Below are 21062 nucleotides of genomic sequence, written 5' to 3' on the forward strand. Positions count from 1 at the left end.
AAGTCTGCTGGAGGTATCGGAAGTGCGAATGCTGACATGAGTAACGATAATGCGGGTGAAAAACCCGCACGCCGAAAGCCCAAGGTTTCCTTGCGCAACGTTAATCGGCGCAGGGTGAGTCGGCCCCTAAGGCGAGGACGAAAGTCGTAGTCGATGGGAAGCAGGTTAATATTCCTGCACCTCGCGTAAGTGCGATGGAGGGACGGAGAAGGTTAGGTGTACCAGGCGTTGGTTGTCCTGGGGAAAGGCGGTAGGTTTGGATCTTTGGCAAATCCGGGATCCTTTAAGACCGAGCACCGAGACGAGCCTTTATGGCGAAGTCACTGATACCACGCTTCCAGGAAAAGCTCCTAAGCTTCAGCTTACGCAGACCGTACCGTAAACCGACACAGGTGGGTAGGATGAGAATTCTCAGGCGCTTGAGAGAACTCGGGTGAAGGAACTAGGCAACATGGCACCGTAACTTCGGGAGAAGGTGCACCCTTTTTGGTGGCTCGTGCGAGCTATAGCTGAAGAGGGTCGCAGTAACCAGGCCGCTGCGACTGTTTATCAAAAACACAGCACTCTGCAAACACGAAAGTGGACGTATAGGGTGTGACGCCTGCCCGGTGCTGGAAGGTTAATTGATGGGGTCAGCCGCAAGGCGAAGCTCTTGATCGAAGCCCCAGTAAACGGCGGCCGTAACTATAACGGTCCTAAGGTAGCGAAATTCCTTGTCGGGTAAGTTCCGACCTGCACGAATGGCGTAACGACAGCGGCGCTGTCTCCACCCGAGACTCAGTGAAATTGAAATCGCTGTGAAGATGCAGCGTTCCCGTGGCAAGACGGAAAGACCCCGTGAACCTTTACTATAGCTTTACACTGAACGTTGAGTTCGTCTGTGTAGGATAGGTGGGAGGCTATGAAACCATGGCGCTAGCTGTGGCGGAGCCATCCTTGAAATACCACCCTGTCGTGCTTGACGTTCTAACCTGGGCCCATTATCTGGGTCGGGGACCGTGTATGGTGGGTAGTTTGACTGGGGCGGTCTCCTCCTAAAGAGTAACGGAGGAGCTCGAAGGTACGCTCAGCGCGGTCGGACATCGCGCACTGTGTGCAAAGGCATAAGCGTGCTTGACTGCAAGATCGACGGATCAAGCAGGTAGGAAACTAGGACTTAGTGATCCGGTGGTTCTGTATGGAAGGGCCATCGCTCAACGGATAAAAGGTACTCCGGGGATAACAGGCTGATACCGCCCAAGAGTTCATATCGACGGCGGTGTTTGGCACCTCGATGTCGGCTCATCACATCCTGGGGCTGTAGTCGGTCCCAAGGGTATGGCTGTTCGCCATTTAAAGTGGTACGCGAGCTGGGTTCAGAACGTCGTGAGACAGTTCGGTCCCTATCTGCCATGGGCGTTGGAGATTTGAGAGGGGCTGCTCCTAGTACGAGAGGACCGGAGTGGACGAACCTCTGGTGTTCCGGTTGTCACGCCAGTGGCATTGCCGGGTAGCTATGTTCGGAAGCGATAACCGCTGAAAGCATCTAAGCGGGAAGCGCGCCTCAAGATGAGATCTCCCGGGGCACAAGCCCCCTGAAGGAACCATGTAGACTACGTGGTTGATAGGTCAGGTGTGTAAGTACAGCAATGTATTGAGCTAACTGATACTAATGATCCGAGAGGCTTGACCATATAACCTCAAGTTGCCTTGGCTTTACGACAACGTCGTAAGAGCATCCAAGTGCACGCTACGTCACAAGAACTACGAGAGGCAGGCGCCTTATCCGGCTGTATCGGATGGCGACGCTCCAACCGCCTCCCTGGTGAAATTAGCGCTGTGGAACCACCCGATCCCATCCCGAACTCGGAAGTGAAACGCAGCTGCGCCGATGGTAGTGTGGCTCAAGCCATGCGAGAGTAGGTCATCGCCAGGGTTTACACCCAAAACCCCGCTGCTCACGCAGCGGGGTTTTTCTTATTAAGTGAAGGCATTGCTTTTCTGGATACCTTCCGCCCCAAGGGCAAGATCGCGAAGCTGGCGCTGCAAGCGCTGCTGCAACCGTCTCCCTGGTGAAATTAGCGCTGTGGAACCACCCGATCCCATCCCGAACTCGGAAGTGAAACGCAGCTGCGCCGATGGTAGTGTGGCTCAAGCCATGCGAGAGTAGGTCATCGCCAGGGTTTACACCCAAAACCCCGCTGCTCACGCAGCGGGGTTTTTCTTTGACCGCCGCGAGCGGCGGCGCCAACCACGGTTGGCGACTACCGATAGCAGAGGGATCAGCGGTAGATCCACGCCATGCGTGGATGCTCCCTGCAAGGAACCAAGGCGCCAACCCAGGTTGGCCGCTACACACAGCAGGCCAGGGTTGGCACCCACCAATGGCGGAGCGCACAAAAAAACGGCGCCCCGTGGGGCGCCGCTCTACTCTCAACGATGTTCAGTCGAGCATGGCCCGACTTACTTGGCCGGGGCCTTGTCCTTCATCATCGCGTCGCGGGCCGCCTTGAACGGGTTGCCCTCATACCAGTTCGGCCAACGATCGCCGCCGGCCAGCTCCTTGCCGACGCCATACATCAGTTGCAGGTCTTCGACCGTACCGTCCAGCTTCCAGGTGGACGCATCGAATTCGTCCTTCGGCCCGTGGTAACGGTTGGCACCGTAGTCCGCCGCGGCCTTGCGGCCAGCGTCCACGCCACCCTCGCGCAGGTCTTCGCCGCCATCGGCGTACAGGGCCGGCACGCCGGCCTTGGCGAAGTTGAAGTGATCCGAACGGAAGTAGAAGCCGCTCTGCACCGAGGTCTCACCGTGCAGGGTACGGCCCTGGGCCGCAGCCAGCGGCTTGAGGATGTCTTCCAGCTCCGAGCTGCCGAAGCCGGTGACGGTCACGTCCTTGGCACGGCCGGCCACCGACATCGCATCGATGTTGATCACACCGGCGATCTTGTCCAGCGGGAAGGTCGGATGGGAGACGTAGTACTTCGAACCCAGCAGGCCGGACTCTTCCAGGGTCACCGCCAGGAACACCACCGAACGTTCCGGCTTCGGCTCCTGGTGGGCCATCGCTTCAGCCACCTCAAGGATGCCGGCCACGCCGGTCGCGTTGTCGACCGCACCGTTGTAGATGTTGTCGCCGGTTTCACCCTCGTGCTTGCCCAGGTGGTCCCAGTGCGCCATGTACAGCACGGCTTCGTCGGCACGCTTGCTGCCCGGCAGCACGCCCACCACGTTGCGCGACTGCTTCTGCGCGATCTGGCTCTTCAGGTCGACCGCGGCGGTGGCCTTCAGCGGCACCGGCTTGAAGCCGCGCTTGCTCGCATCCTTGTAAGCCTGCGCCAAGTCCAGGCCGGCACCGGCAAACAGCGCCTTCGCGGCGTCGGCGCTCAGCCAGCCCTGCACCGGAATGCGGGCATCCGGGTCATCCTTCGCCGGCAGGTCGTACTGCGGCCCGGCCCAGGAGTTCTTCACCACGTCCCAGCCATAGGAGGCACCGGCAGTGTCGTGCACGATCAGCGCGGCAGCGGCGCCCTTGCGCGCTGCCTCCTCGAACTTGTAGGTCCAGCGGCCGTAGTAGGTCATGCGCTTGCCGTCGAACAGCTTCGCGTCATCGACATGGAAGCCCGGGTCGTTGACGAACATCACGACCGTCTTACCCTTCCAGTCCTGGCCGGCATAGTCATTCCACTTCTGCTCCGGCGCATCGACGCCGTAGCCGACGAACACCAGGTCGCTGGCATCGACCTTCACCTCGGCCTGGCCGGTACGGGTACCCACCACCATGTCGGTGCCGAACTTCAGCTCGGTGGTCTTGCCGCCCTGGGTGATCTTCAGCACGGTCGACGCGTCGGCCGTGGTCTCGGTCATCGGCACATCCTGGAACCAGCTGTCACCGTTGCCGGGCTGCAGGCCGATGCGCTGCATCTGGTCGCGGATGTAGTTGACCGTCAGTTCCTCGCCCTTGCTGCCCGGGGCGCGGCCTTCGAATTCATCCGAAGCCAGCGTCTTGACCATCTCGGCGAAGTCGCCGGCGTTGATCTCGGGGGAGAACGCATGGGCCGCCGGCTTGGCAGCGGCGGTGTCGGTGGCCGGCGCGGGCGCCGGCGTGTCTTCGCCTTTGCAGGCACTGAGCGCGGCCGCAGCGGCCAGGCACAGGAGGAGTTTGCGGGGCATCGTCGATTCCTGGAAAACAAAGGGCGGCCGTACCTCGTGTACGACCGGTAACAGCGAGTATCACCGAACCGATGGGCGCGGTGTGCTCAGTCCGCCGGAGCGGTTTCGGTGTCGAACGGGATCGGCTCGGCGCCGGTGACCGGGCCGATGCGGGCCGTGCGGTGCACGTACAGCACCACCTCGCGCTCGAACTGCAACGGGCCGTCGACCACGGCATTCGGGCCGATGATCACGCGTGGCTTGCGGCTGGCGGTCAGCGAGACGCTGAAGTTCGGCTTGCGCACGTGCACACCGCCCTTGACCTGCGAACCGATGCCCACGGTGATGTCACCGTTGACGGTTTCCACGTCGTTGCCGACGCGGCTTTCGACCAGCCCGATGCCACCGTTCACAGTTTCAACGCCGCCTTCGATCTGGCTGCCGCGATCGCTGAAGATGCTGCCGTTGACGGTGCTGACGTTGCCATGGGCGATCACGTCGCGGCCCAGGCGCACACCGCCGTTGACCGTTTCGATCTTGCCGGTGCGCGCGCGATCGGCGACCTTCACCCCGCCGTTGACGGTGTCGATGCTGCCGGTCTCGACGCCTTCGCCGACGCGGATGCCGCCGTTGACGGTGTCCAGCTTGCCGTAGCGCTGGCCGGGTTCGGCGCTGATGCTGCCGTTGACCTTGCTGATGTTCTCCTGGGCGCAGACCGGCCCGGTGGCCAGCAGTACGCCCAACAGCAGCGGAATGGAGAGAGCTTTCATGGGGACCTCGATGGATGTGCGGCTGGCAGGCCGCGTGCGGAGATGTCACCATTCCCCGGTACCCCCTGCAACTGCCTGAAGTCACTGGAAAGCCCTTGCGCAACAACGTCTTCCCATCACGCCGACATCACATCGCCGCTGCCCGCGGCGGGCGCTGCCTGCTGTTGGGGCTGGCCTTGGCACTGGCGTTGCCGTTGCCGGGTGCCGCGCAGACCACGCGCGAGACCGAGCGCAAGCTGCAGAAACTGCGCAATGAGCTGAAGGGCGTGGCGCAGGAGCGCCGGCAGATCGAAGGCCAGCGTGGCCAGGCCTCGCAGCAGCTGCGCGAGGCAGATGAGAAGGTGGCCCGCACCGGCCGTGCGCTTGCGCAGACGGAAACCGCGCTGCGCGAGCAGGGAAGGGCCCTGGCCGAGGCCGAACAACGCCGCAGCACGCTGCAGGCCAACCTCGCCCAGCAGCATCGCGAGCTGGCCGGCCTGCTGCGTGCAGCCTACCAGCTGGGCAACCACGCACCACTGAAGCTGCTGTTGTCGCAGGACACGGTAGCCGATGCCAATCGCGCCCTGGCCTACCATCGTTACCTGCAACGCGAGCGTGCGCAGCGGATCACTACGCTGACCGCCGACCTGAAGGAACTGGAAGCGCTGCAGGCGCAGATCGCCGAGCGCAAGCAGAAGCTGCAGGGTGCACAACAGGACCAGAAGCAGCAGGCGGCGGCGCTGGAAGCCGACCGTCGCGATCGCGCCAAGACCGTGGCCTCGCTGGACGAACGCTTCAAGGACCAGCGCGAGAAGGAACAGGCGCTGGGCCAGGACGCCAAGGCGCTGGAAACACTGCTGGCCAATCTGCGCGCGGCCGCCGCCCGCGCCGAGGCCGAGCGTCGCGCGGCTGCACGCCGAGCCGCCGCCGAAAAGGCCGCTGCCGAGCGGGCCGCACGCCAGGCCGCTGCGCAGGGCCGCCCGCCGCCGCCGACCAAGGTTCCGCCGGCGGTGGCGTCGGCACCGGCGCCGAAGGTCGGGGGCCTGGGCTGGCCGCTGTCCGGCAACCTGCTGGCCCGCTATGGCGGCAAGCTGCCTGACGGGCGTACCAGCAGCGGCGTGCTGATCGGCGCACCGGCCGGCAGCACCGTCACCGCGGTGGCCGACGGTACCGTGGTGTTCTCCGATTGGATGACCGGCTACGGCATGATCCTGATCGTCGACCACGGCAACGGCTACATGAGCCTGTACGCCCACAACGACACCCTGCTCAAGGATGCCGGCGCGCGGGTCAGCCGTGGTGATGCGGTGGCCAAGGTCGGCAATTCCGGCGGCCAGGGCGTCACCGCGCTGTATTTCGAGCTGCGTCGTGGTGGGCAGCCGGTGAACCCTGACAGCTGGCTGCAGCGGCGCTGAATCCAGCGCTTCCGCGTGCAGGGCGGATTCAACGGGAATTTAGCTGTGCTTCGCGCATAATCGGTGCATGTGCCTTGGGCACCATGCCACCGTCGACAGGAGTGATCCATGCGCGCAGCCCGTACCGCCACCCTCTTGCTGGCCCTGTTGCCAGCGCTGTCCTGGGCGCAGCAGACCGCGCCCGCCCCGAGCCAGGAAACCGGCGGGCAGGCAGCGAGCAGCGAGGAGGCGGTGACCTCGAAGGTGCCGCTGGAGGACATCCGCCGCTTCGTGGCCGTCTACAACGCAGTGCGGGCCGCCTACGTCGATCCGGTCGATGACAAGAAGCTGATGCAGGCCGCGGTGCGTGGCCTGCTGCTCGACCTCGACCCGCACAGCACCTACTTCAACAAGGAAGACGCGCAGGCGTTCGACGAACAGGCCAGCGGCGCCTACGAAGGCATCGGCGTGGAGCTGCAGCAGCAGCCCGACAATGCCAGCATGAAGGTGATTTCGCCGATCGACGACACGCCGGCGGCGAAGGCCGGCATCCTCGCCGGTGACCTGATCATCGCCATCGACGGCAAGCCGATCAGCGCGATCGATGCCAGCGAACCGCTGCGCGGCCCGGCCGGCAGCAAGGTCGTGCTGACCATCGTGCGCGAAGGCAAGCCCAAACCCTTCGATGTCAGCCTCACCCGGCAGACCATCCGCGTGACCAGTGTGCGCAGCCGCCTGCTGGAACCCGGCTATGGCTATATCCGCCTGAGCACGTTCCAGGCCGACACCGGTTCGGACTTCCAGAAGCACGTGCAGCAGCTGCAGAAGCAGTCCGGTGGCCAGCTCAAGGGCCTGGTGCTGGATCTGCGCAGCAACCCGGGTGGCCTGCTGACCGCTGCCGTGCAGGTGGCCGACGACCTGCTCGACAAGGGCAACATCGTCAGCACCCGCGGCCGCATCAGCATCAGCGATGCACGCTTCGATGCGACCCCGGGCGATCTGTTGAAGGGGGCACCGGTGGTGGTGCTGGTCGATGCGGGTTCGGCCAGTGCCTCGGAAGTGCTGGCCGGCGCACTGCGCGACAACAAGCGCGCCCGCGTGGTCGGCAGCCGCACCTTCGGCAAGGGCTCGGTGCAGACCGTGCTGCCGCTGGACAACGGTGATTCGGTGAAGCTGACCACCGCGCGTTATTACACGCCCAGCGGCAAGTCGATCCAGGCCACCGGCATCGTGCCGGAGGTCGAACTGAAGCCTGCGGCGCGCCCGGAAGACGAGGCGCTGCCCTCCAGCCTGAGCGATTACAGCGAAGCGACCCTGCCGGGCCATCTGCGCGGTGACGACGAAGGCACCGAGGGCTACCACGCCGGCGCCGTACTGCCGGGCGATGGCCCGATCAACGACGCGCTGGCCGAGCTGAAGAATCCGGGTTCGGTGGCTGCACGCTTGAAGGCCGAAGCGGCGAAAGCGGATGCGGCGAAGGCCGTGAAGGCCACAGCTGCGAAGCCGGAGGCGAAGGTAGAACCGAAGCCGGAAGCGAAGCCGGAAGCAAAGCCGGAAGCAAAGCCGGAAGCAAAGCCGGAAGCACCGGAAGCAAAGCCGGAAGCACCGGAAGCACCGGAAGCAAAGCCGGAAGCAAAGCCCGCACCGGCTCCGGCCAAGCCCTGATTCTGTAGCGTCGAGCCGTGCTCGACTGATCTACGAACGAGCGGGTGAGCGTGACGCCGGCCAGCGGCCGGCACCCCAGGGGGTCAGAAGCCGTGCCGCTTGCGCAGGCGGCGTGCGATCGCGGCGCGCACGTACACGCCGTACAGCAGGCCGAACAGGAAGCCACCGATGTGCGCCCACCAGGCCACCATGCCGAAGCTGGGGCCGATATGGGCGAACACCACCTGCAGCGCCGCCCAGACGCCGATCAGCAGGTAGGCCGGGGCGCGCACGAACTCCAGGAACAGGCCCAGCGGGATCACCACGCCCAGCCGGGCGCCCGGGAACAGGGCCAGATAGGCGCCGATCAGCGCTGACACCGCACCGCTGGCACCGATGATGATCTGGTCCGGGCTGCCCATGGTGTAGATGGCCACCAGATTGGACACCGCACCGCCGACCAGGAACAGCAGCAGCAGGCGCCACGGGCCCAGCACCCGTTCGGCGGGCAGGCCGAAGATCAGCAGGAACACCAGATTGCCCAGCAGGTGTGACCAGTCCGCGTGCAGGAACAGGGCGGTGAACAGGCGCAGCACGCTGCCGTCCTGCAGGGTCGCCCACCAGTCCAGCGGGTGGGTCAGGCCGGTGGACAGGGCGCCCCAGTCCAGCCAGAGGCTGCCCCGGGCGTCATCCGGACGCGAGATCGACCACAGGAACGCCAGCCACAGTGCCGCAAACAGCACGGGCGTGGCCCAGCGCAGGGCTGCCTTCTTGCGCGACGGGAGGGAGACGAACATGGGCACTAGCCTAGCGTGAGGGCGCTTACGGCGGGGATTGTCCTGTTCAGCTTTTGAGACGAAAAAAGCGCCTGCGCTGTTATTGTTTCATTAACAGCTCTGGGTAATACTCGCATACGGCGTCGTATGTCGGGAGGGGAATCCGGCGCGCTCCGAAGGGCCCCAAGGCCCGCCGGGCGCAGGCGCACTCAGAGCACCATCACCGCTTACCGGAGAGAGAGAACTACGATGCAAACCGCTTCCACCATTGCCCGATTGACCCTGCTGGCCGTCGGCGTTGCCGGTGCGCTGGCTGCTGCCGACGCCAATGCCGCTGCCTTCCAGCTGAAGGAAAACAGCGCCAAGGGCCTGGGCCGCGCGTTCGCCGGCTCCGGCAGCGCCGAAGGCGACGCCTCCATCATCGCCGTCAACCCGGCCGGCATGCGCCAGCTCGATGGCACCCTGGTGCAGGGCGACCTGAGCGCCATCAGCTTCAAGGCCGAGTTCAAGGGCCAGGGCCGCAATGCAGCAGGCCGTCCGCAGACCGGTGGTGACGGCGGCGACGCCGGCATGATCGCTCCGGTTCCGGCCGCGTACTTCCACATGCCGATCGGCGAGAAGGCCCACTTCGGTGTGTCGCTGACCGCACCGTTCGGCTTCAAGACCGAATACGACAACGGTTGGGTCGGTCGTTACAGCGGCCTGAAGACCGATCTGAAGGCCATCGACCTCGGCTTCGCCGCGTCGTATGACGTCAACCCGTACGTGTCCTTCGGCGCGTCGGTGTTCGTCGAGCACCTGACCATCGAGCTGAGCAACGCCGTCGACTACGGCAGCATCCTGGCCGGTGCCGGCGCTCCGGGCTTCGCCCCGGGCAGCGCCGATGGCACCCTGAAGATCGAGGGTGACAACAATGCCGTGGGCTGGACCGTCGGTGGCCTGTTCTCGATCGACGAGAACACCCACATCGGCCTGAGCTACCGTTCGAAGGTCGAGCACAAGATCACCGGTGGTGATGCGACCTTCAGCGGCGCCGACCGCGCCCGTTCCCTGCTGACCAACTCGCCGCGTACCCGCGGTTGGTTCATGGACACCAGCGGCAAGGCCACTGTGACCATGCCGGCCTCGGCCACCCTGAGCGTGACCCACAAGGTCAACGACCGCTGGACCGTGATGGGCGACGTGACCCGCACCGCCTGGTCGACCGCCTTTGACAGCGTCACCGTCGACTACGCTTCGCCGCAGGCGGATTCGGTCCTGGAGTTCGGCTACCGTGACACCACCTTCGTGTCGCTGGGCGCCGACTACAAGCTGAGCGACACCGTCACCCTGCGCGGTGGTGTTGCGCTGGACCAGACCCCGACCACCGACGCCCACCGCGACGTCCGCGTGCCGGATACCAGCCGCAAGTGGCTGTCGCTGGGCGTGGGCTGGACCCCGTCGCAGAACACCGAGTGGAACTTTGGCTACACCCACCTGTTCACCAGCGATCCGAACGTGAACGTGCGTGCGACCACTGCCAACCAGGGCAACTCGCTGTCGGGCAAGTACAAGGTCCGTGGCGACGTGCTGGCTGCTTCGTTCCAGTACAAGTTCTGATCCAGGCCTCGGCCTGACGCAGTACACGGAAGGCCCCGCGCAAGCGGGGCCTTCTTTTTTGTGGAACGCTTTGGGGCATCCACGCAGGGTGTGGATCCAGCCGATTGCCTACGCAGCGCGTGGATCCACGACAATAGCGCGATGAACCTGTCCGATCCGAATTTCCAGCTGGAGCTGGCCGCCAACATCGCCGTCGCCGGCTCGATCCTGCTGGCGGGCCGCAACAACGTGCACACCTGGTGGCTGGGCATCGTCGGCTGCGCGCTGTTCGCGGCGGTGTTCGAGCGCTCTCACCTGTATGCAGACATGGTGCTGCAGTTCTTCTTCATCGCCATCAGCGTGCTGGGCTGGTGGCAGTGGCTGCGCGGCGACCACGGTGCACCCCTGCCGATCACCTCATTGCGACCGCGTGCCTGGGCGTGGCTGGCACCACTGGCGGTGGTGGCGACCTTCGGCTACGGCTGGATGCTGACCCGCCTGACCAACGCCTACGCGCCCTACATCGATTCGGCGGTGCTGGTGCTGAGCGTGATCGCCCAGATCCTGATGATGCGGCGCAAGCTGGAATCGTGGTGGGTGTGGCTGCTGGTGAATACCGTCGCGGTGCCGCTGTACTACAGCCGTGGCCTGCATCTGACCTCGATCCTGTACGTGGGCTTCTGGATCAACGCACTGGTGGCGTTGCGCCACTGGCGCAATCTGATGCGGGTGTAGAGCCGAGCCCATGCTCGGCTGTACCGTTCAAGCCGAGCATGGGCTCGGCTCTACAGCAAGCAATGCACAAAAAACCCCGCTTTCGCGGGGTTTCTCGTTTGCCGCATCAACCGGGCGATCAGTCGCCCAGGGTCAGCAGCGAAGCGTTGCCGCCTGCGGCGGTGGTGTTCACCGTCACCGTCTTCTCGGTGGCGAAACGCAGCAGGTAGTGCGGGCCGCCGGCCTTCGGACCGGTGCCGGACAGGCCCTGGCCGCCGAACGGCTGCACGCCGACCACCGCACCGATCTGGTTGCGGTTGACGTAGACGTTGCCGACGTGGACGCCGTTGCTGATGCGATCAACGGTTTCGTCGATGCGCGAATGCACGCCCAGGGTCAGGCCGTAGCCGGTGGCGTTGATCTGGTCGATCACCGCGTCGAGCTGGTCGCCCTTCCAGCGGATCACGTGCAGGACCGGACCGAAGACTTCCTTGTGCAGCTGGCCCAGGTCCTTCAGTTCGTACGCGCGCGGTGCGAAGAAGGTGCCATTGGCGGCTTCGGCGGACAGCTCGGCGGCAGCGATCAGGCGCGCTTCGCGGTCCATGCGTTCGGCGTGGTCCTGCAGGATCTTCAGTGCATCGGCGTCGATCACCGGGCCGACGTCGGTGGACAGCAGGCCGGGGTTGCCGACCTTCAGCTCCTTCATCGCACCGGCCAGCATGGTCATCACCTTGTCGGCGATGTCGTCCTGCACGAACAGCACGCGCGCGGCCGAGCAGCGCTGGCCGGCGGAGGTGAAGGCCGAACCGATCGCGTCCTTGACCAGCTGTTCCGGCAGCGCCGAGGAATCGGCGATGAAGGCATTCTGGCCGCCGGTCTCGGCAATCAGCACACCGATGGCGGCGTCACGTGCGGCCATCGCGCGGTTGATCGCACGGGCGGTGTCGGTGGAACCGGTGAAGGCCACGCCAGCGACGCGCGGGTCGGCGGTCAGCGCCGCACCCACGGTGGCGCCGTCGCCCGGCAGGAACTGCACCACCTCGGCCGGCACGCCGGCGTCGTGCAGCAGCTTCACCGCGTAGTAGCCGATCAGGTTGGTCTGCTCGGCCGGCTTGGCGATCACGCTGTTGCCAGCGGCGAGTGCAGCGGCCACCTGGCCCAGGAAGATCGCCAGCGGGAAGTTCCACGGGCTGATGCAGACGAACACGCCGCGGCCGTGCAGCTGCAGCTCGTTGGATTCACCGGTCGGGCTCGGCAGCTTCTCGGCGTGGCTGAACTGCTCGCGTGCCTGCTTGGCGTAGTAGCGCAGGAAATCCACCGCTTCGCGCACTTCGGCGATGCTGTCGGGCAGGCTCTTGCCGGCTTCCTTCACGCACAGCGCCATGAACTCCGGCATGCGCGCTTCCAGCTGGTCGGCGGCGTGCTCGAGGATGGCGGCGCGGCTGGCGGCCGGGGTGCGGTTCCAGGCCGGCTGCGCGGCCACGGCATTGGCCAGGGCCTTCTGCACGGTGGCAGCGTCGGCGGCCAGCCACTGGCCGACCACTTCACGGGTGTCGGCCGGGTTGGTCACCGGCAGCGTGGCGCCGGCCGGGTTCGCACCCGGTACCAGCGGAGCGGCCTGCCAGGCTTTCACGGCGGCGTTGATCTGCTCGGCCAGGGCGCGCAGTTCGTTGTCGTTGGCGAGGTTGGCGCCCATGGAGTTCTTCCTGTCGTGGTTCTGGCTGCGCAGCAGGTCAACCGGCAGCGGGATCTTGGGATGCGGAATCGATTCGAACGAGGACACCATCTCGACCGGATCGCGGATCAGGTCGGCGATCGGCACGCGCTCGTCGGTGATGCGGTTGACGAAGCTGGAGTTGGCGCCGTTTTCCAGCAGGCGGCGCACCAGGTACGGCAGCAGGTCTTCATGTGAACCGACCGGGGCGTACACGCGGCAGGGCAGGTTCAAGCGATCGGCCGGCACCACTTCGGCGTACAGATCGTCACCCATGCCGTGCAGCTTCTGGTGCTCGTACACGCCGCCATTGGCGATGCTGCGCACTGCGGCGATGGTGTGCGCGTTGTGCGTGGCGAACATCGGGTAGATCGCGTCGGCATGGGTGAACAGGCGCTTGGCGCACGCCAGGTAGGACACGTCAGTGTTCTGCTTGCGGGTGAACACCGGGTAGCCCGGATAGCCTTCGATCTGCGCGCGCTTGATCTCGGCATCCCAGTAGGCGCCCTTGACCAGGCGCACCTGCAGGCGGCGACCGGCGCGGCGTGCCATGTCGGCCAGATGGTCGATCGTGTACGGGGTGCGCTTCTGGTAGGCCTGCACGACCACGCCGAAGCCATCCCAGCCGGCCAGCGAGGCGTCGGAGAACACCTGCTCGATGATGTCCAGCGACAGTTCCAGGCGGTCGGACTCTTCGGCGTCGACGGTGCAGCCGATGCCGTAGCTCTTGGCCAGCTGTGCCAGTTCCAGCACGCCCGGCACCAGGTCCTTCAGCACGCGCTCGCGCTTGGCGTGCTCGTAGCGCGGGTACAGCGCCGACAGCTTGATCGAGATGCCCGGGGCGTTGTTGACGTCGCCGTCCGGACGGCCGCCGCGTGCCTTGTGATCGCCGCCGATGGCGTGGATCGCACGACGGTAGTCTTCCAGGTAGCGCAGCGCGTCCTTCATGGTCAGCGCGCCTTCGCCCAGCATGTCGAACGAGTAGCGGTAGCTGGCGTTGTCACCCTTGTGCGAGCGCGCCAGCGCTTCGCTGATGGTGCGGCCCATGACGAACTGGTGGCCCATGATCTTCATCGCCTGGCGCACGGCCAGGCGCACCACCGGCTCACCCACGCGGCCGACCAGGCGCTTGAACGCGCTGGGGGCATCGGCGCGGGTGGCGTCGTTCATCTGCACCAGCTTGCCGGTCAGCATCAGGCCCCAGGTGGAGGCGTTGACCAGCACCGAGTCGCTGCCGCCCAGGTGCTTTTCCCAGTCGGCATCGGCCAGCTTGTCGCGGATCAGCTTGTCGGCGGTGTCCTGGTCCGGAATGCGCAGCAGCGCCTCGGCCACGCACATCAGCAGCACGCCTTCCTCGCTGCCCAGGTCGTACTGGCGCATGAAGGCTTCGATGGCGCCCTGGTCCTTGGCACGCACGCGCACGCGGCCGACCAGGTCGGCGGCCAGCGCCTGCACCCTGGCCTGTTCCTCGGCGGGCAGGCGGGCCTGCGCCAGCAGCTCGCGCACATGGCTGGCCTCGTCCTTCAACCAGGCATCGGTGATGGCCTGGCGGAACGGGTTGGGGGGCGCCGGCAGTTCCGGCGACAGCAGCGCGCCGGGACGCGGAGCGTCGTGGGCGGCAGGGGAGGAGGAAGGTGCGTTCATGCCGGTCCGGCCAGTGGAAAACTTGGCGATTTTAATCATTTTTGCGGGTTCCGGAAGTGCCCCGCAGCCACCTTGATGAAGTGCTGATAGCCCCTAGCTGCGGTGGATTCAGCGTGTTCAGCAAGCTCGGAAGAATTTGTGCTGAATTCGTCATTTGTGTCGCCGACCTCATGCTGTGTTGCAGCATGGGAAAAAGTGTGAATGCACCCTTGCTACCGGCGAGAGGGCGGGGCTACCATCGAGACGTTTCCCGCGGCAGGAACGCGGTTGCGACATGATCGAGGTGCTTCCAGCTCCGGATGGGTCAGGTACGCAGCTGCGGCTGCGTCCCCCACGGGCGCTCGATGCCCGGCAGTTCGTCCTGTTGTTCACCGTGTTGTCGGGTGCGATGTGGCTGGTGTCCGCCCTCGGGTGGTTGGCCGGCAATGCATTCGCCCCCCTGTTCGCGCTGCTGTACAGCCTGGTGCTGGCGGCGGCGCTGCGTGCCTTGTGGCGCAGCGGAGAACGGCAGGAGGAGATCCGGGTAGTGCCGGCGTACGTGGAGGTCATTCCCGTACCCGGTGGATCGCCGGTGTTCCGGGCCCACCCCCACTGGGTGCGCCTGCTCACCGACGATGAGAGGGTCCGGCTGGCATCCAGCGGCCGGCAGGTGGAGGTGGGGAGTTTCCTCGCGCCGGCCGAACGTCAGACGCTTGCAGAGACACTTGAAAGCTTGCTCGCCGCCAGCGATGGCGGCAACCGACGACGCTAAGGGTCTAGGCAATGAAGCAAAGCAGCAGGTGGGGCACGAAGTGCGTGAACGCGGTTGCCGCAGTGCTGGCGACCGGGGGACTGATGCCGGCGTTGGCCTGGGCCCAGGCGGCCGATCCCAAGCCGTGGCAGCTGAACATGGGCAAGGGGGTGACCCAGACCTCGCGCCTGGCCTGGGAATCGAACAACCTGTCGTTGATCATCTGCACGGTGATCGGCGTCATCGTGTTCGGGGCGATGGCCTACGCCATGTTCAAGTTCCGCAAATCCAAGGGCGCGGTCGCCGCCACCTTCAGCCACAACACCAAGGCCGAGGTGATCTGGACGGTGATCCCGGTGATCATCCTGATCGTGATGGCCTGGCCGGCCACGGCCAACCTGATCAAGATGTACGACACCCGCGATGCCGAGATGACGGTGAAGGTCACCGGCTACCAGTGGATGTGGAAGTACGAATACCTCGGCGAGAACGTCACCTTCACCAGCCGCCTGGACCGCGAGTCCGACCGTGTGCGGCAGAGCGGCGTCGTGCCGACCCGCGAGAGCCATCCGCACTACCTGCTGGATGTCGACAACCGCCTGGTGCTGCCGGTCGATACCAAGGTGCGTTTCGTCATCACCTCCGACGACGTGATCCACGCCTGGTGGGTACCGGCGTTGGGCTGGAAGCAGGACGCCATCCCCGGCTTCATCAACGAAGCCTGGACCAGCATCGAGCAGCCCGGCGTGTACCGCGGGCAGTGCGCAGAGCTGTGCGGCAAGGACCACGGCTTCATGCCGATCGTGGTCGAGGCGGTGTCCAAGGAAGACTTCAAGCAGTGGCTGGCGCAGCGCAAGCCTGCGGCGCCTGCCACGCCGGCGGCACCTGCGGCACCGGCCGAACCGACCGAACCGACTGCACCGGCGGGCGAAGCACCGGCTGCGCCTGCTGCTGCAGAAGCGGGCAGCGCACCTGCCACCGCAGCCAGCGGCGCGTGATGTAAAGCCCGCGGCCGCTCGCGGCCGTGGTGACAACCGATTCTGAGAGGTGTTTTGCAATGGCGCACTCGGCAGTTGGGCACGACGATCACCATCACCACCAGAGCTTCTTCGAGCGTTGGTTCTTCTCGACCAACCACAAGGACATCGGCACGCTGTACCTCGGTTTCAGCTTCATCATGTTCATCATCGGTGCGGCGATGAGCGTGGTGATCCGCGCCGAGCTGGCGCAGCCGGGCCTGCAGTTCGTCAAGCCCGAGTTCTTCAACCAGATGACCACCGTGCATGCGCTGGTGATGATCTTCGGTGGCGTGATGCCGGCCTTCGTGGGCCTGGCCAACTGGATGATCCCGCTGCAGATCGGCGCGCCGGACATGGCGCTGCCGCGCATGAACAACTGGTCGTTCTGGCTGCTGCCGGTGGCCTTCAGCCTGCTGCTGCTGACCCTGTTCCTGCCCGGTGGTGCACCGGCCGGTGGCTGGACCCTGTACCCGCCGCTGTCGCTGCAGGGTGGCTACAACGTCGCCTTCAGCGTGTTCGCCATCCACGTGGCCGGCATCAGTTCGATCATGGGCGCGATCAACATCATCGCCACCGTGCTCAACATGCGTGCGCCAGGCATCGACCTTCTGAAGATGCCGATCTTCTGCTGGGCCTGGCTGATCACCGCCTTCCTGCTGATTGCGGTGATGCCGGTGCTGGCCGGTGCGGTGACCATGCTGCTGACCGACAAGTTCTTCGGCACCAGCTTCTTCAATGCCGCCGGTGGCGGTGACCCGGTGATGTACCAGCACATCTTCTGGTTCTTCGGGCACCCCGAGGTCTACATCATGATCCTGCCCGCCTTCGGCGTGGTCAGCGAGATCATCCCGACCTTCAGCCGCAAGCCGCTGTTCGGCTATCAGGCGATGGTGTACGCCACCGCCGCGATCGCGTTCCTGTCGTTCATCGTCTGGGCCCACCACATGTTCACCGTGGGCATGCCGCTGGGTGGCGAGATCTACTTCATGTTCGCCACCATGCTGATCTCGATCCCGACCGGCGTGAAGGTGTTCAACTGGGTCAGCACCATGTGGCGCGGCTCGCTGACGTTCGAAGCGCCGATGCTGTGGTCGGTGGCCTTCGTCATCCTGTTCACCATCGGCGGCTTCTCCGGCCTGATGCTGGCGATCGTGGCGGCCGACTTCCAGTATCACGACACCTACTTCGTGGTCGCCCACTTCCACTACGTGCTGGTGACCGGCGCGGTGTTCGCGCTGATTGCCGCGGTGTACTACTGGTGGCCGAAGTGGACCGGGCGCATGTACAGCGAGAAGTGGGCCAAGGTGCACTTCTGGTGGTCGATCGTGTTCGTCAACCTGCTGTTCTTCCCGCAGCACTTCCTCGGCCTGGCCGGCATGCCGCGCCGTATTCCCGATTACAGCGTGGCCTTCGCCGACTGGAACCTGATCAGCTCGATCGGTGCGTTCGGCATGTTCGTCACGCCGTTCATGATGGCCGCGATCCTGCTGTCCTCGCTGCGCAATGGCGAGAAGGCCGAGGCGCGTTCCTGGGAAGGCGCACGTGGGCTGGAGTGGACGCTGCCATCGCCGGCACCGGCGCACACCTTCACCACGCCGCCGACCATCCGTCCGGGGGATCTGGCGCATGACGACATCACGCACTGAGGTGGGGCATGCATAACGAGAGCCCGCTGCAGATCTGTAGAGTCGAGCCATGCTCGGCTGACGAAAAGCAGCCGAGCATGGCTCGGCTCTACAACAGCCCGGGCGACGCCCCGGAAAACGGCATCGAACAGCAACGCCGGCGCGCCAGGCGCACGGCGATGTGGGTCGGCGCCATCGCTGTGCTGGTCTACGTCGGTTTCATCCTCAGTGGGGTGATCGGCCGATGAGCGACGCATCGGCCACCGCGACCTCACGCAGTGCCGGGCTGCCGCGCCTGATCGGCGTGGCGGTGGCGGTGTTCCTGCTGACCTTCTCGCTGGTGCCGCTGTATCGCATCGCCTGCGAGAAGGTGTTCGGCGTGCGACTGGAGCGCGGCCCCGGCAGCGAAGCCAGTGCGGGTGCGGCGTCCGGCAAGCGCACCGTACGGGTGGAATTCGATGGCGGCGTCAACTCGCGCCTGCCGTGGTCGTTCCATCCCGAACAGCTGACCATGGACGTGGTGCCCGGCGAACTCAACGAAGCGTTGTACTTCGCACGCAACGACAGCCAGCAGGCGGTGGTCGGCAGTGCGGTGCCTTCGGTGGCGCCGGCGCGTGCCTCGGGCTTCTTCAGCAAGACCGAATGTTTCTGTTTCACCGCGCAGACGCTGCAGGCTGGCGAGAAGCGCGACATGCCGGTGCGATTCATCGTCGATCCGGATCTGCCGCCGGAGATCAGGACGATCACCTTGTCCTACACCTTCTACCGCAACGACGCGCTGTCCGATCGGCTGGCCCCGGCCGCCACCTCGGAAGGCGCGCACGCCGCACCCTGACCCGGATACCGACATGGCCCAGACACCGACCGACGCCAACGTGTACTTCGTCCCGGCCCAGAGCAAATGGCCGTTCGTGGGTTCCATCGCGATGATGGTGACCATGGTGGGCGTGGCCAGCTGGCTCAACGATGCCAGCTGGGGACGCTGGACGTTCTACATCGGCATCGCGATGCTGGTGCTGACCCTGTTCTGGTGGTTCAGCGACGTGGTGCGCGAGTCGCAGGCCGGCAACTACAACCACCAGGTCGATGGTTCGTTCCGGATGGGGATGATCTGGTTCATCTTCTCCGAGGTGATGTTCTTCGGCGCCTTCTTCGGCGCGCTGTTCTACACCCGCAACCTGGGCCTGTCGTGGCTCAGCGGCGAAGGCCGCGGGGTGATGACCAACGAACTGCTCTGGCAGGGCTATTCGGCAGGATGGCCGACCAATGGCCCGGCGGCGATCGGCGGTGCGTTCCAGACCATCCCGGCCTGGGGCCTGCCGCTGATCAACACGCTGATCCTGCTCACCTCCGGCGTGACCCTGACCATCGCCCACCATGCACTGAAGGCCGGCAACCGCCGCCAGCTGCTGATCTGGCTGGGCCTGACCGTGGTGCTCGGCCTCGGCTTCCTGACCCTGCAGGCGGAGGAGTACATCCACGCCTACAAGGAACTGAACCTGACGCTCGGCTCGGGTATCTATGGTTCGACGTTCTTCATGCTGACCGGCTTCCACGGCGCGCACGTGCTGCTGGGCACGATCATGCTGATCGTGATGTGGCTGCGTTCGGCCAAGGGACACTTCACCCGCGACAACCATTTCGGTTTCGAAGCCGCCGCGTGGTACTGGCACTTCGTCGACGTGGTGTGGCTGATGCTCTTCATGTTCGTCTACGTGCTTTGACCGCGCACGCATCGGTGGCCTCAGCCGCCGATGCCGTGCGGTTTGATCCAGCCCATGTAGATGCTCACGATCACCAGTACGATCAAGGCCACCGACAGCCCGATGCGGCGTGTCAGTGCGTTGACCGTGCGCTTGGTCTGGCCGCGGTCGACCAGCAGGTAATACAGGCCGGCGCCCAGATTCCAGACGATGACGATCAGAAACGCGATTACCAGCAGGGTCTTCAGCGAATCACTCATGCGCGGCTCGAGGGCAGGGTGGATGTGCCTATCTGACCGCGTTTGCGCGGACTTGTCATGATGCGCCAGCACACGCGCGTGCTCGGATGGCTGCTGGCCGTGCTGGCAATGGCCGGTTTCACCGCATTGGGGCTGTGGCAGCTGCAGCGCATGCATGCCAAACAGGCAATGTTGGATGCACAGGGTCCAGCCGCAGCGCAGGTACTGTCGTTGGCGCAGGCGCTGGCAGCGCCCGGTGCGTTGCACGGCGTGGCCGACCACGGTCGCTTCCTGCCCGGCGTGGTGCTGCTGGATAACCAGACCCGGCACGGCCGTGCCGGCGTGAAGATCTACCGCCCGTTCCGCAGTGACGAGGGCAGTGTGTTGCTGGTCGATCTGGGATGGCGCGCGCTGCCGCCTGATCGCACCCTGCCGGATGTGCCGTCGCCACCTTCGCCGGTGGCCGTACGTGGGTTGCTGGCGCCGCCGCCGTCAGCGGGACTGGCACTGGGCCCGGCGTTCTCCACCACCGATGAAGCGGGCCGCTGGCTGGCCAGCCGGTTGCCGGCCGGAGGCCTGGCCCGGGCGCTGGGGGTGCAGTCACTTCCCGATCGTGTACTGCGCCTGGACCCGGCGCTGCCCTTCGGCGACGAACGTGATCTGGACCTGCTGCCGAACACCTTGCCGCCGCAGCGTCATCTGGGCTACGCCGTGCAGTGGTTCGGCCTGGCCCTGACCGTGCTCGTCGTTGCGCTGGTGTTGGAGTGGCGCAGGAGGCGCGCCGTGGCACGACCGGCATCCCGTACCCAACCATGAGAAAATGCCCCGCATGAACACTGCTACGTCCCCGCAGGCGCGCGGCTCTGGCCGCCGGACCCTGGTACTGCTGTTTGCCGTGTTCTTCGGGGCGATGGCGCTGGCTGCCGTGCTGCGCTTCTCCGGCTGGCAGCCCACCGGGCACCGCAATGCCGGCCAGCTGCTGAAGCCGCCGGTGGACCTGCGCCAGCAGGCGCCGACCCTGGCCAGCGGCCAGCCTTATCCGTGGAATCCCGAGGCCCGTACCTGGCGCCTGCTGGTGGCGCCGGCCGGAGTCTGCGACGCGCAGTGCGTCACTTTGTCGCAGGGACTGGGCAAGGTGTGGCAGCTGTTCGGCCATAACGCCGATAATGTCGAAATCCTGTGGCTGGGAACGCCACCGGCGTCGATCGCCTCGCTGCCCGCGCTGCGGCCGCTGGCACCGTCGCCAGCACTGCGCGCGGCCCTGCCCGGCGTCGACGATCCGGCTGGCCTGCCGGTCTACGTGATCGATCCGAACGGCTTCGTGATCATGCGCCATGCCCCCGGCAGTGACCTGGGTGGCCTGCGCAAGGACATGGCCACGTTGCTGAAACTGAAGTGAGTC

Annotated in this window: 17 protein-coding genes and 3 rRNA genes (1 of these 20 cut by a window edge); 15 read left to right on the forward strand and 5 right to left on the reverse strand. The window is 65.4% G+C overall.

The window, feature by feature from the left end:
- From M1L61_RS01700 to rrf (M1L61_RS01710), 3 genes are all read left to right on the forward strand, one after another.
- Positions 1 to 1673: ribosomal RNA gene (locus M1L61_RS01700) — 23S ribosomal RNA — on the forward strand (it extends 1202 nt beyond the left edge of the window).
- A 127-nt stretch (positions 1674 to 1800) separates the two neighbouring features.
- Positions 1801 to 1915, forward strand: a 5S ribosomal RNA gene (gene rrf / locus M1L61_RS01705).
- Positions 1916 to 2047: 132 nt separating this feature from the next.
- A 5S ribosomal RNA gene (gene rrf, locus M1L61_RS01710) occupies positions 2048 to 2162 on the forward strand.
- A gap of 280 nt (positions 2163 to 2442) precedes the next feature.
- Here rrf (M1L61_RS01710) and M1L61_RS01715 read toward each other — a convergent pair.
- Positions 2443 to 4152 carry a M28 family metallopeptidase gene (locus M1L61_RS01715; RefSeq protein WP_248854234.1) on the reverse strand — a complete coding sequence of 570 codons (1710 nt, stop codon included), beginning with the start codon at positions 4150 to 4152 and terminating at the stop codon, positions 2443 to 2445.
- Between the two features lie 86 nt (positions 4153 to 4238).
- The gene (locus M1L61_RS01720; protein ID WP_019338882.1) at positions 4239 to 4901 is read right to left on the reverse strand and encodes a hypothetical protein; all 663 of its coding nucleotides are present in this window, start codon (positions 4899 to 4901) and stop codon (positions 4239 to 4241) included.
- Between the two features lie 95 nt (positions 4902 to 4996).
- On the opposite strand from M1L61_RS01720, the gene M1L61_RS01725 reads away from it, so the two are divergent.
- Both M1L61_RS01725 and M1L61_RS01730 read left to right on the forward strand, forming a co-directional pair.
- A complete protein-coding gene (locus M1L61_RS01725; protein ID WP_049454548.1) occupies positions 4997 to 6295 on the forward strand; it encodes a peptidoglycan DD-metalloendopeptidase family protein in 1299 nt (432 codons plus the stop codon).
- Between the two features lie 108 nt (positions 6296 to 6403).
- Entirely contained in the window at positions 6404 to 7939 is a 1536-nt protein-coding gene (locus M1L61_RS01730; RefSeq protein WP_248854235.1) for a S41 family peptidase, read from the forward strand.
- 83 nt (positions 7940 to 8022) lie between these two features.
- Here M1L61_RS01730 and M1L61_RS01735 read toward each other — a convergent pair whose 3' ends face one another.
- Positions 8023 to 8715: a rhomboid family intramembrane serine protease gene (locus M1L61_RS01735; RefSeq protein WP_010484241.1), complete on the reverse strand. Its 693-nt coding sequence runs from the start codon at positions 8713 to 8715 to the stop codon at positions 8023 to 8025.
- A gap of 228 nt (positions 8716 to 8943) precedes the next feature.
- Between M1L61_RS01735 and M1L61_RS01740 the strand changes: the two genes are divergently transcribed.
- Positions 8944 to 10293: an outer membrane protein transport protein gene (locus tag M1L61_RS01740; protein ID WP_010484240.1), complete on the forward strand. Its 1350-nt coding sequence runs from the start codon at positions 8944 to 8946 to the stop codon at positions 10291 to 10293.
- A 141-nt stretch (positions 10294 to 10434) separates the two neighbouring features.
- Positions 10435 to 11007, forward strand: a complete 573-nt coding sequence (gene pnuC, locus M1L61_RS01745; RefSeq protein ID WP_019338979.1) for a nicotinamide riboside transporter PnuC — start codon at positions 10435 to 10437, stop codon at positions 11005 to 11007.
- Between the two features lie 118 nt (positions 11008 to 11125).
- Here pnuC and putA read toward each other — a convergent pair whose 3' ends face one another.
- Positions 11126 to 14344, reverse strand: coding sequence for a bifunctional proline dehydrogenase/L-glutamate gamma-semialdehyde dehydrogenase PutA (gene putA / locus M1L61_RS01750; protein ID WP_248854236.1), 3219 nt, complete (start codon positions 14342 to 14344; stop codon positions 11126 to 11128).
- 274 nt (positions 14345 to 14618) lie between these two features.
- Here putA and M1L61_RS01755 point away from each other — a divergent pair, with 274 nt between their 5' ends.
- The 6 genes from M1L61_RS01755 to M1L61_RS01780 are packed head-to-tail and all read left to right on the forward strand — an operon-like array spanning position 14619 to position 19442.
- Complete coding sequence (locus tag M1L61_RS01755) at positions 14619 to 15095, forward strand: DUF2244 domain-containing protein (protein WP_004153894.1); 477 nt, start codon at positions 14619 to 14621, stop codon at positions 15093 to 15095.
- 11 nt (positions 15096 to 15106) lie between these two features.
- On the forward strand, positions 15107 to 16072 hold the full coding sequence (gene coxB / locus M1L61_RS01760) for a cytochrome c oxidase subunit II (RefSeq protein ID WP_053442407.1): 966 nt from the start codon (positions 15107 to 15109) through the stop codon (positions 16070 to 16072).
- A gap of 59 nt (positions 16073 to 16131) precedes the next feature.
- Positions 16132 to 17739, forward strand: a complete 1608-nt coding sequence (ctaD, locus tag M1L61_RS01765) for a cytochrome c oxidase subunit I (protein WP_005407790.1) — start codon at positions 16132 to 16134, stop codon at positions 17737 to 17739.
- A gap of 8 nt (positions 17740 to 17747) precedes the next feature.
- Positions 17748 to 17966: a hypothetical protein gene (locus tag M1L61_RS01770; RefSeq protein WP_010484236.1), complete on the forward strand. Its 219-nt coding sequence runs from the start codon at positions 17748 to 17750 to the stop codon at positions 17964 to 17966.
- The gene (locus M1L61_RS01775) at positions 17963 to 18553 is read left to right on the forward strand and encodes a cytochrome c oxidase assembly protein (protein WP_053442408.1); all 591 of its coding nucleotides are present in this window, start codon (positions 17963 to 17965) and stop codon (positions 18551 to 18553) included. The genes M1L61_RS01770 and M1L61_RS01775 overlap by 4 nt, the downstream gene beginning before the upstream one ends.
- A 13-nt stretch (positions 18554 to 18566) precedes the next feature.
- Positions 18567 to 19442: a cytochrome c oxidase subunit 3 gene (locus M1L61_RS01780; RefSeq protein ID WP_005412024.1), complete on the forward strand. Its 876-nt coding sequence runs from the start codon at positions 18567 to 18569 to the stop codon at positions 19440 to 19442.
- A gap of 20 nt (positions 19443 to 19462) precedes the next feature.
- On the opposite strand, the gene M1L61_RS01785 is transcribed toward M1L61_RS01780, so the two are convergent.
- Entirely contained in the window at positions 19463 to 19681 is a 219-nt protein-coding gene (locus tag M1L61_RS01785) for a twin transmembrane helix small protein (protein WP_053442409.1), read from the reverse strand.
- 57 nt (positions 19682 to 19738) lie between these two features.
- Here M1L61_RS01785 and M1L61_RS01790 point away from each other — a divergent pair, with 57 nt between their 5' ends.
- Positions 19739 to 20476, forward strand: coding sequence for an SURF1 family protein (locus M1L61_RS01790; RefSeq protein WP_049454539.1), 738 nt, complete (start codon positions 19739 to 19741; stop codon positions 20474 to 20476).
- 13 nt (positions 20477 to 20489) lie between these two features.
- Positions 20490 to 21059, forward strand: a complete 570-nt coding sequence (locus M1L61_RS01795) for a hypothetical protein (protein WP_026347289.1) — start codon at positions 20490 to 20492, stop codon at positions 21057 to 21059.
- Positions 21060 to 21062: the final 3 nt, after the last annotated feature.

The organism is Stenotrophomonas sp. NY11291, assembly GCF_023277365.1.
Taxonomy (GTDB): Bacteria; Pseudomonadota; Gammaproteobacteria; order Xanthomonadales; family Xanthomonadaceae; genus Stenotrophomonas; species Stenotrophomonas geniculata.

Excerpts from the sequence above, each read along its gene's own strand:
- M1L61_RS01715 (WP_248854234.1), bottom strand. The coding sequence starts at position 4,152 with ATGCCCCGCAAACTCCTCCTGTGCCTGGCCGCTGCGGCCGCGCTCAGT.
- M1L61_RS01720 (WP_019338882.1), bottom strand. The coding sequence starts at position 4,901 with ATGAAAGCTCTCTCCATTCCGCTGCTGTTGGGCGTACTGCTGGCCACC.
- M1L61_RS01730 (WP_248854235.1), top strand. The coding sequence starts at position 6,404 with ATGCGCGCAGCCCGTACCGCCACCCTCTTGCTGGCCCTGTTGCCAGCG.
- M1L61_RS01735 (WP_010484241.1), bottom strand. The coding sequence starts at position 8,715 with ATGTTCGTCTCCCTCCCGTCGCGCAAGAAGGCAGCCCTGCGCTGGGCC.
- M1L61_RS01740 (WP_010484240.1), top strand. The coding sequence starts at position 8,944 with ATGCAAACCGCTTCCACCATTGCCCGATTGACCCTGCTGGCCGTCGGC.
- pnuC (WP_019338979.1), top strand. The coding sequence starts at position 10,435 with ATGAACCTGTCCGATCCGAATTTCCAGCTGGAGCTGGCCGCCAACATC.
- putA (WP_248854236.1), bottom strand. The coding sequence starts at position 14,344 with ATGAACGCACCTTCCTCCTCCCCTGCCGCCCACGACGCTCCGCGTCCC.
- M1L61_RS01755 (WP_004153894.1), top strand. The coding sequence starts at position 14,619 with ATGATCGAGGTGCTTCCAGCTCCGGATGGGTCAGGTACGCAGCTGCGG.
- coxB (WP_053442407.1), top strand. The coding sequence starts at position 15,107 with ATGAAGCAAAGCAGCAGGTGGGGCACGAAGTGCGTGAACGCGGTTGCC.
- ctaD (WP_005407790.1), top strand. The coding sequence starts at position 16,132 with ATGGCGCACTCGGCAGTTGGGCACGACGATCACCATCACCACCAGAGC.
- M1L61_RS01770 (WP_010484236.1), top strand. The coding sequence starts at position 17,748 with ATGCATAACGAGAGCCCGCTGCAGATCTGTAGAGTCGAGCCATGCTCG.
- M1L61_RS01775 (WP_053442408.1), top strand. The coding sequence starts at position 17,963 with ATGAGCGACGCATCGGCCACCGCGACCTCACGCAGTGCCGGGCTGCCG.
- M1L61_RS01780 (WP_005412024.1), top strand. The coding sequence starts at position 18,567 with ATGGCCCAGACACCGACCGACGCCAACGTGTACTTCGTCCCGGCCCAG.
- M1L61_RS01785 (WP_053442409.1), bottom strand. The coding sequence starts at position 19,681 with ATGAGTGATTCGCTGAAGACCCTGCTGGTAATCGCGTTTCTGATCGTC.
- M1L61_RS01790 (WP_049454539.1), top strand. The coding sequence starts at position 19,739 with ATGATGCGCCAGCACACGCGCGTGCTCGGATGGCTGCTGGCCGTGCTG.
- M1L61_RS01795 (WP_026347289.1), top strand. The coding sequence starts at position 20,490 with ATGAACACTGCTACGTCCCCGCAGGCGCGCGGCTCTGGCCGCCGGACC.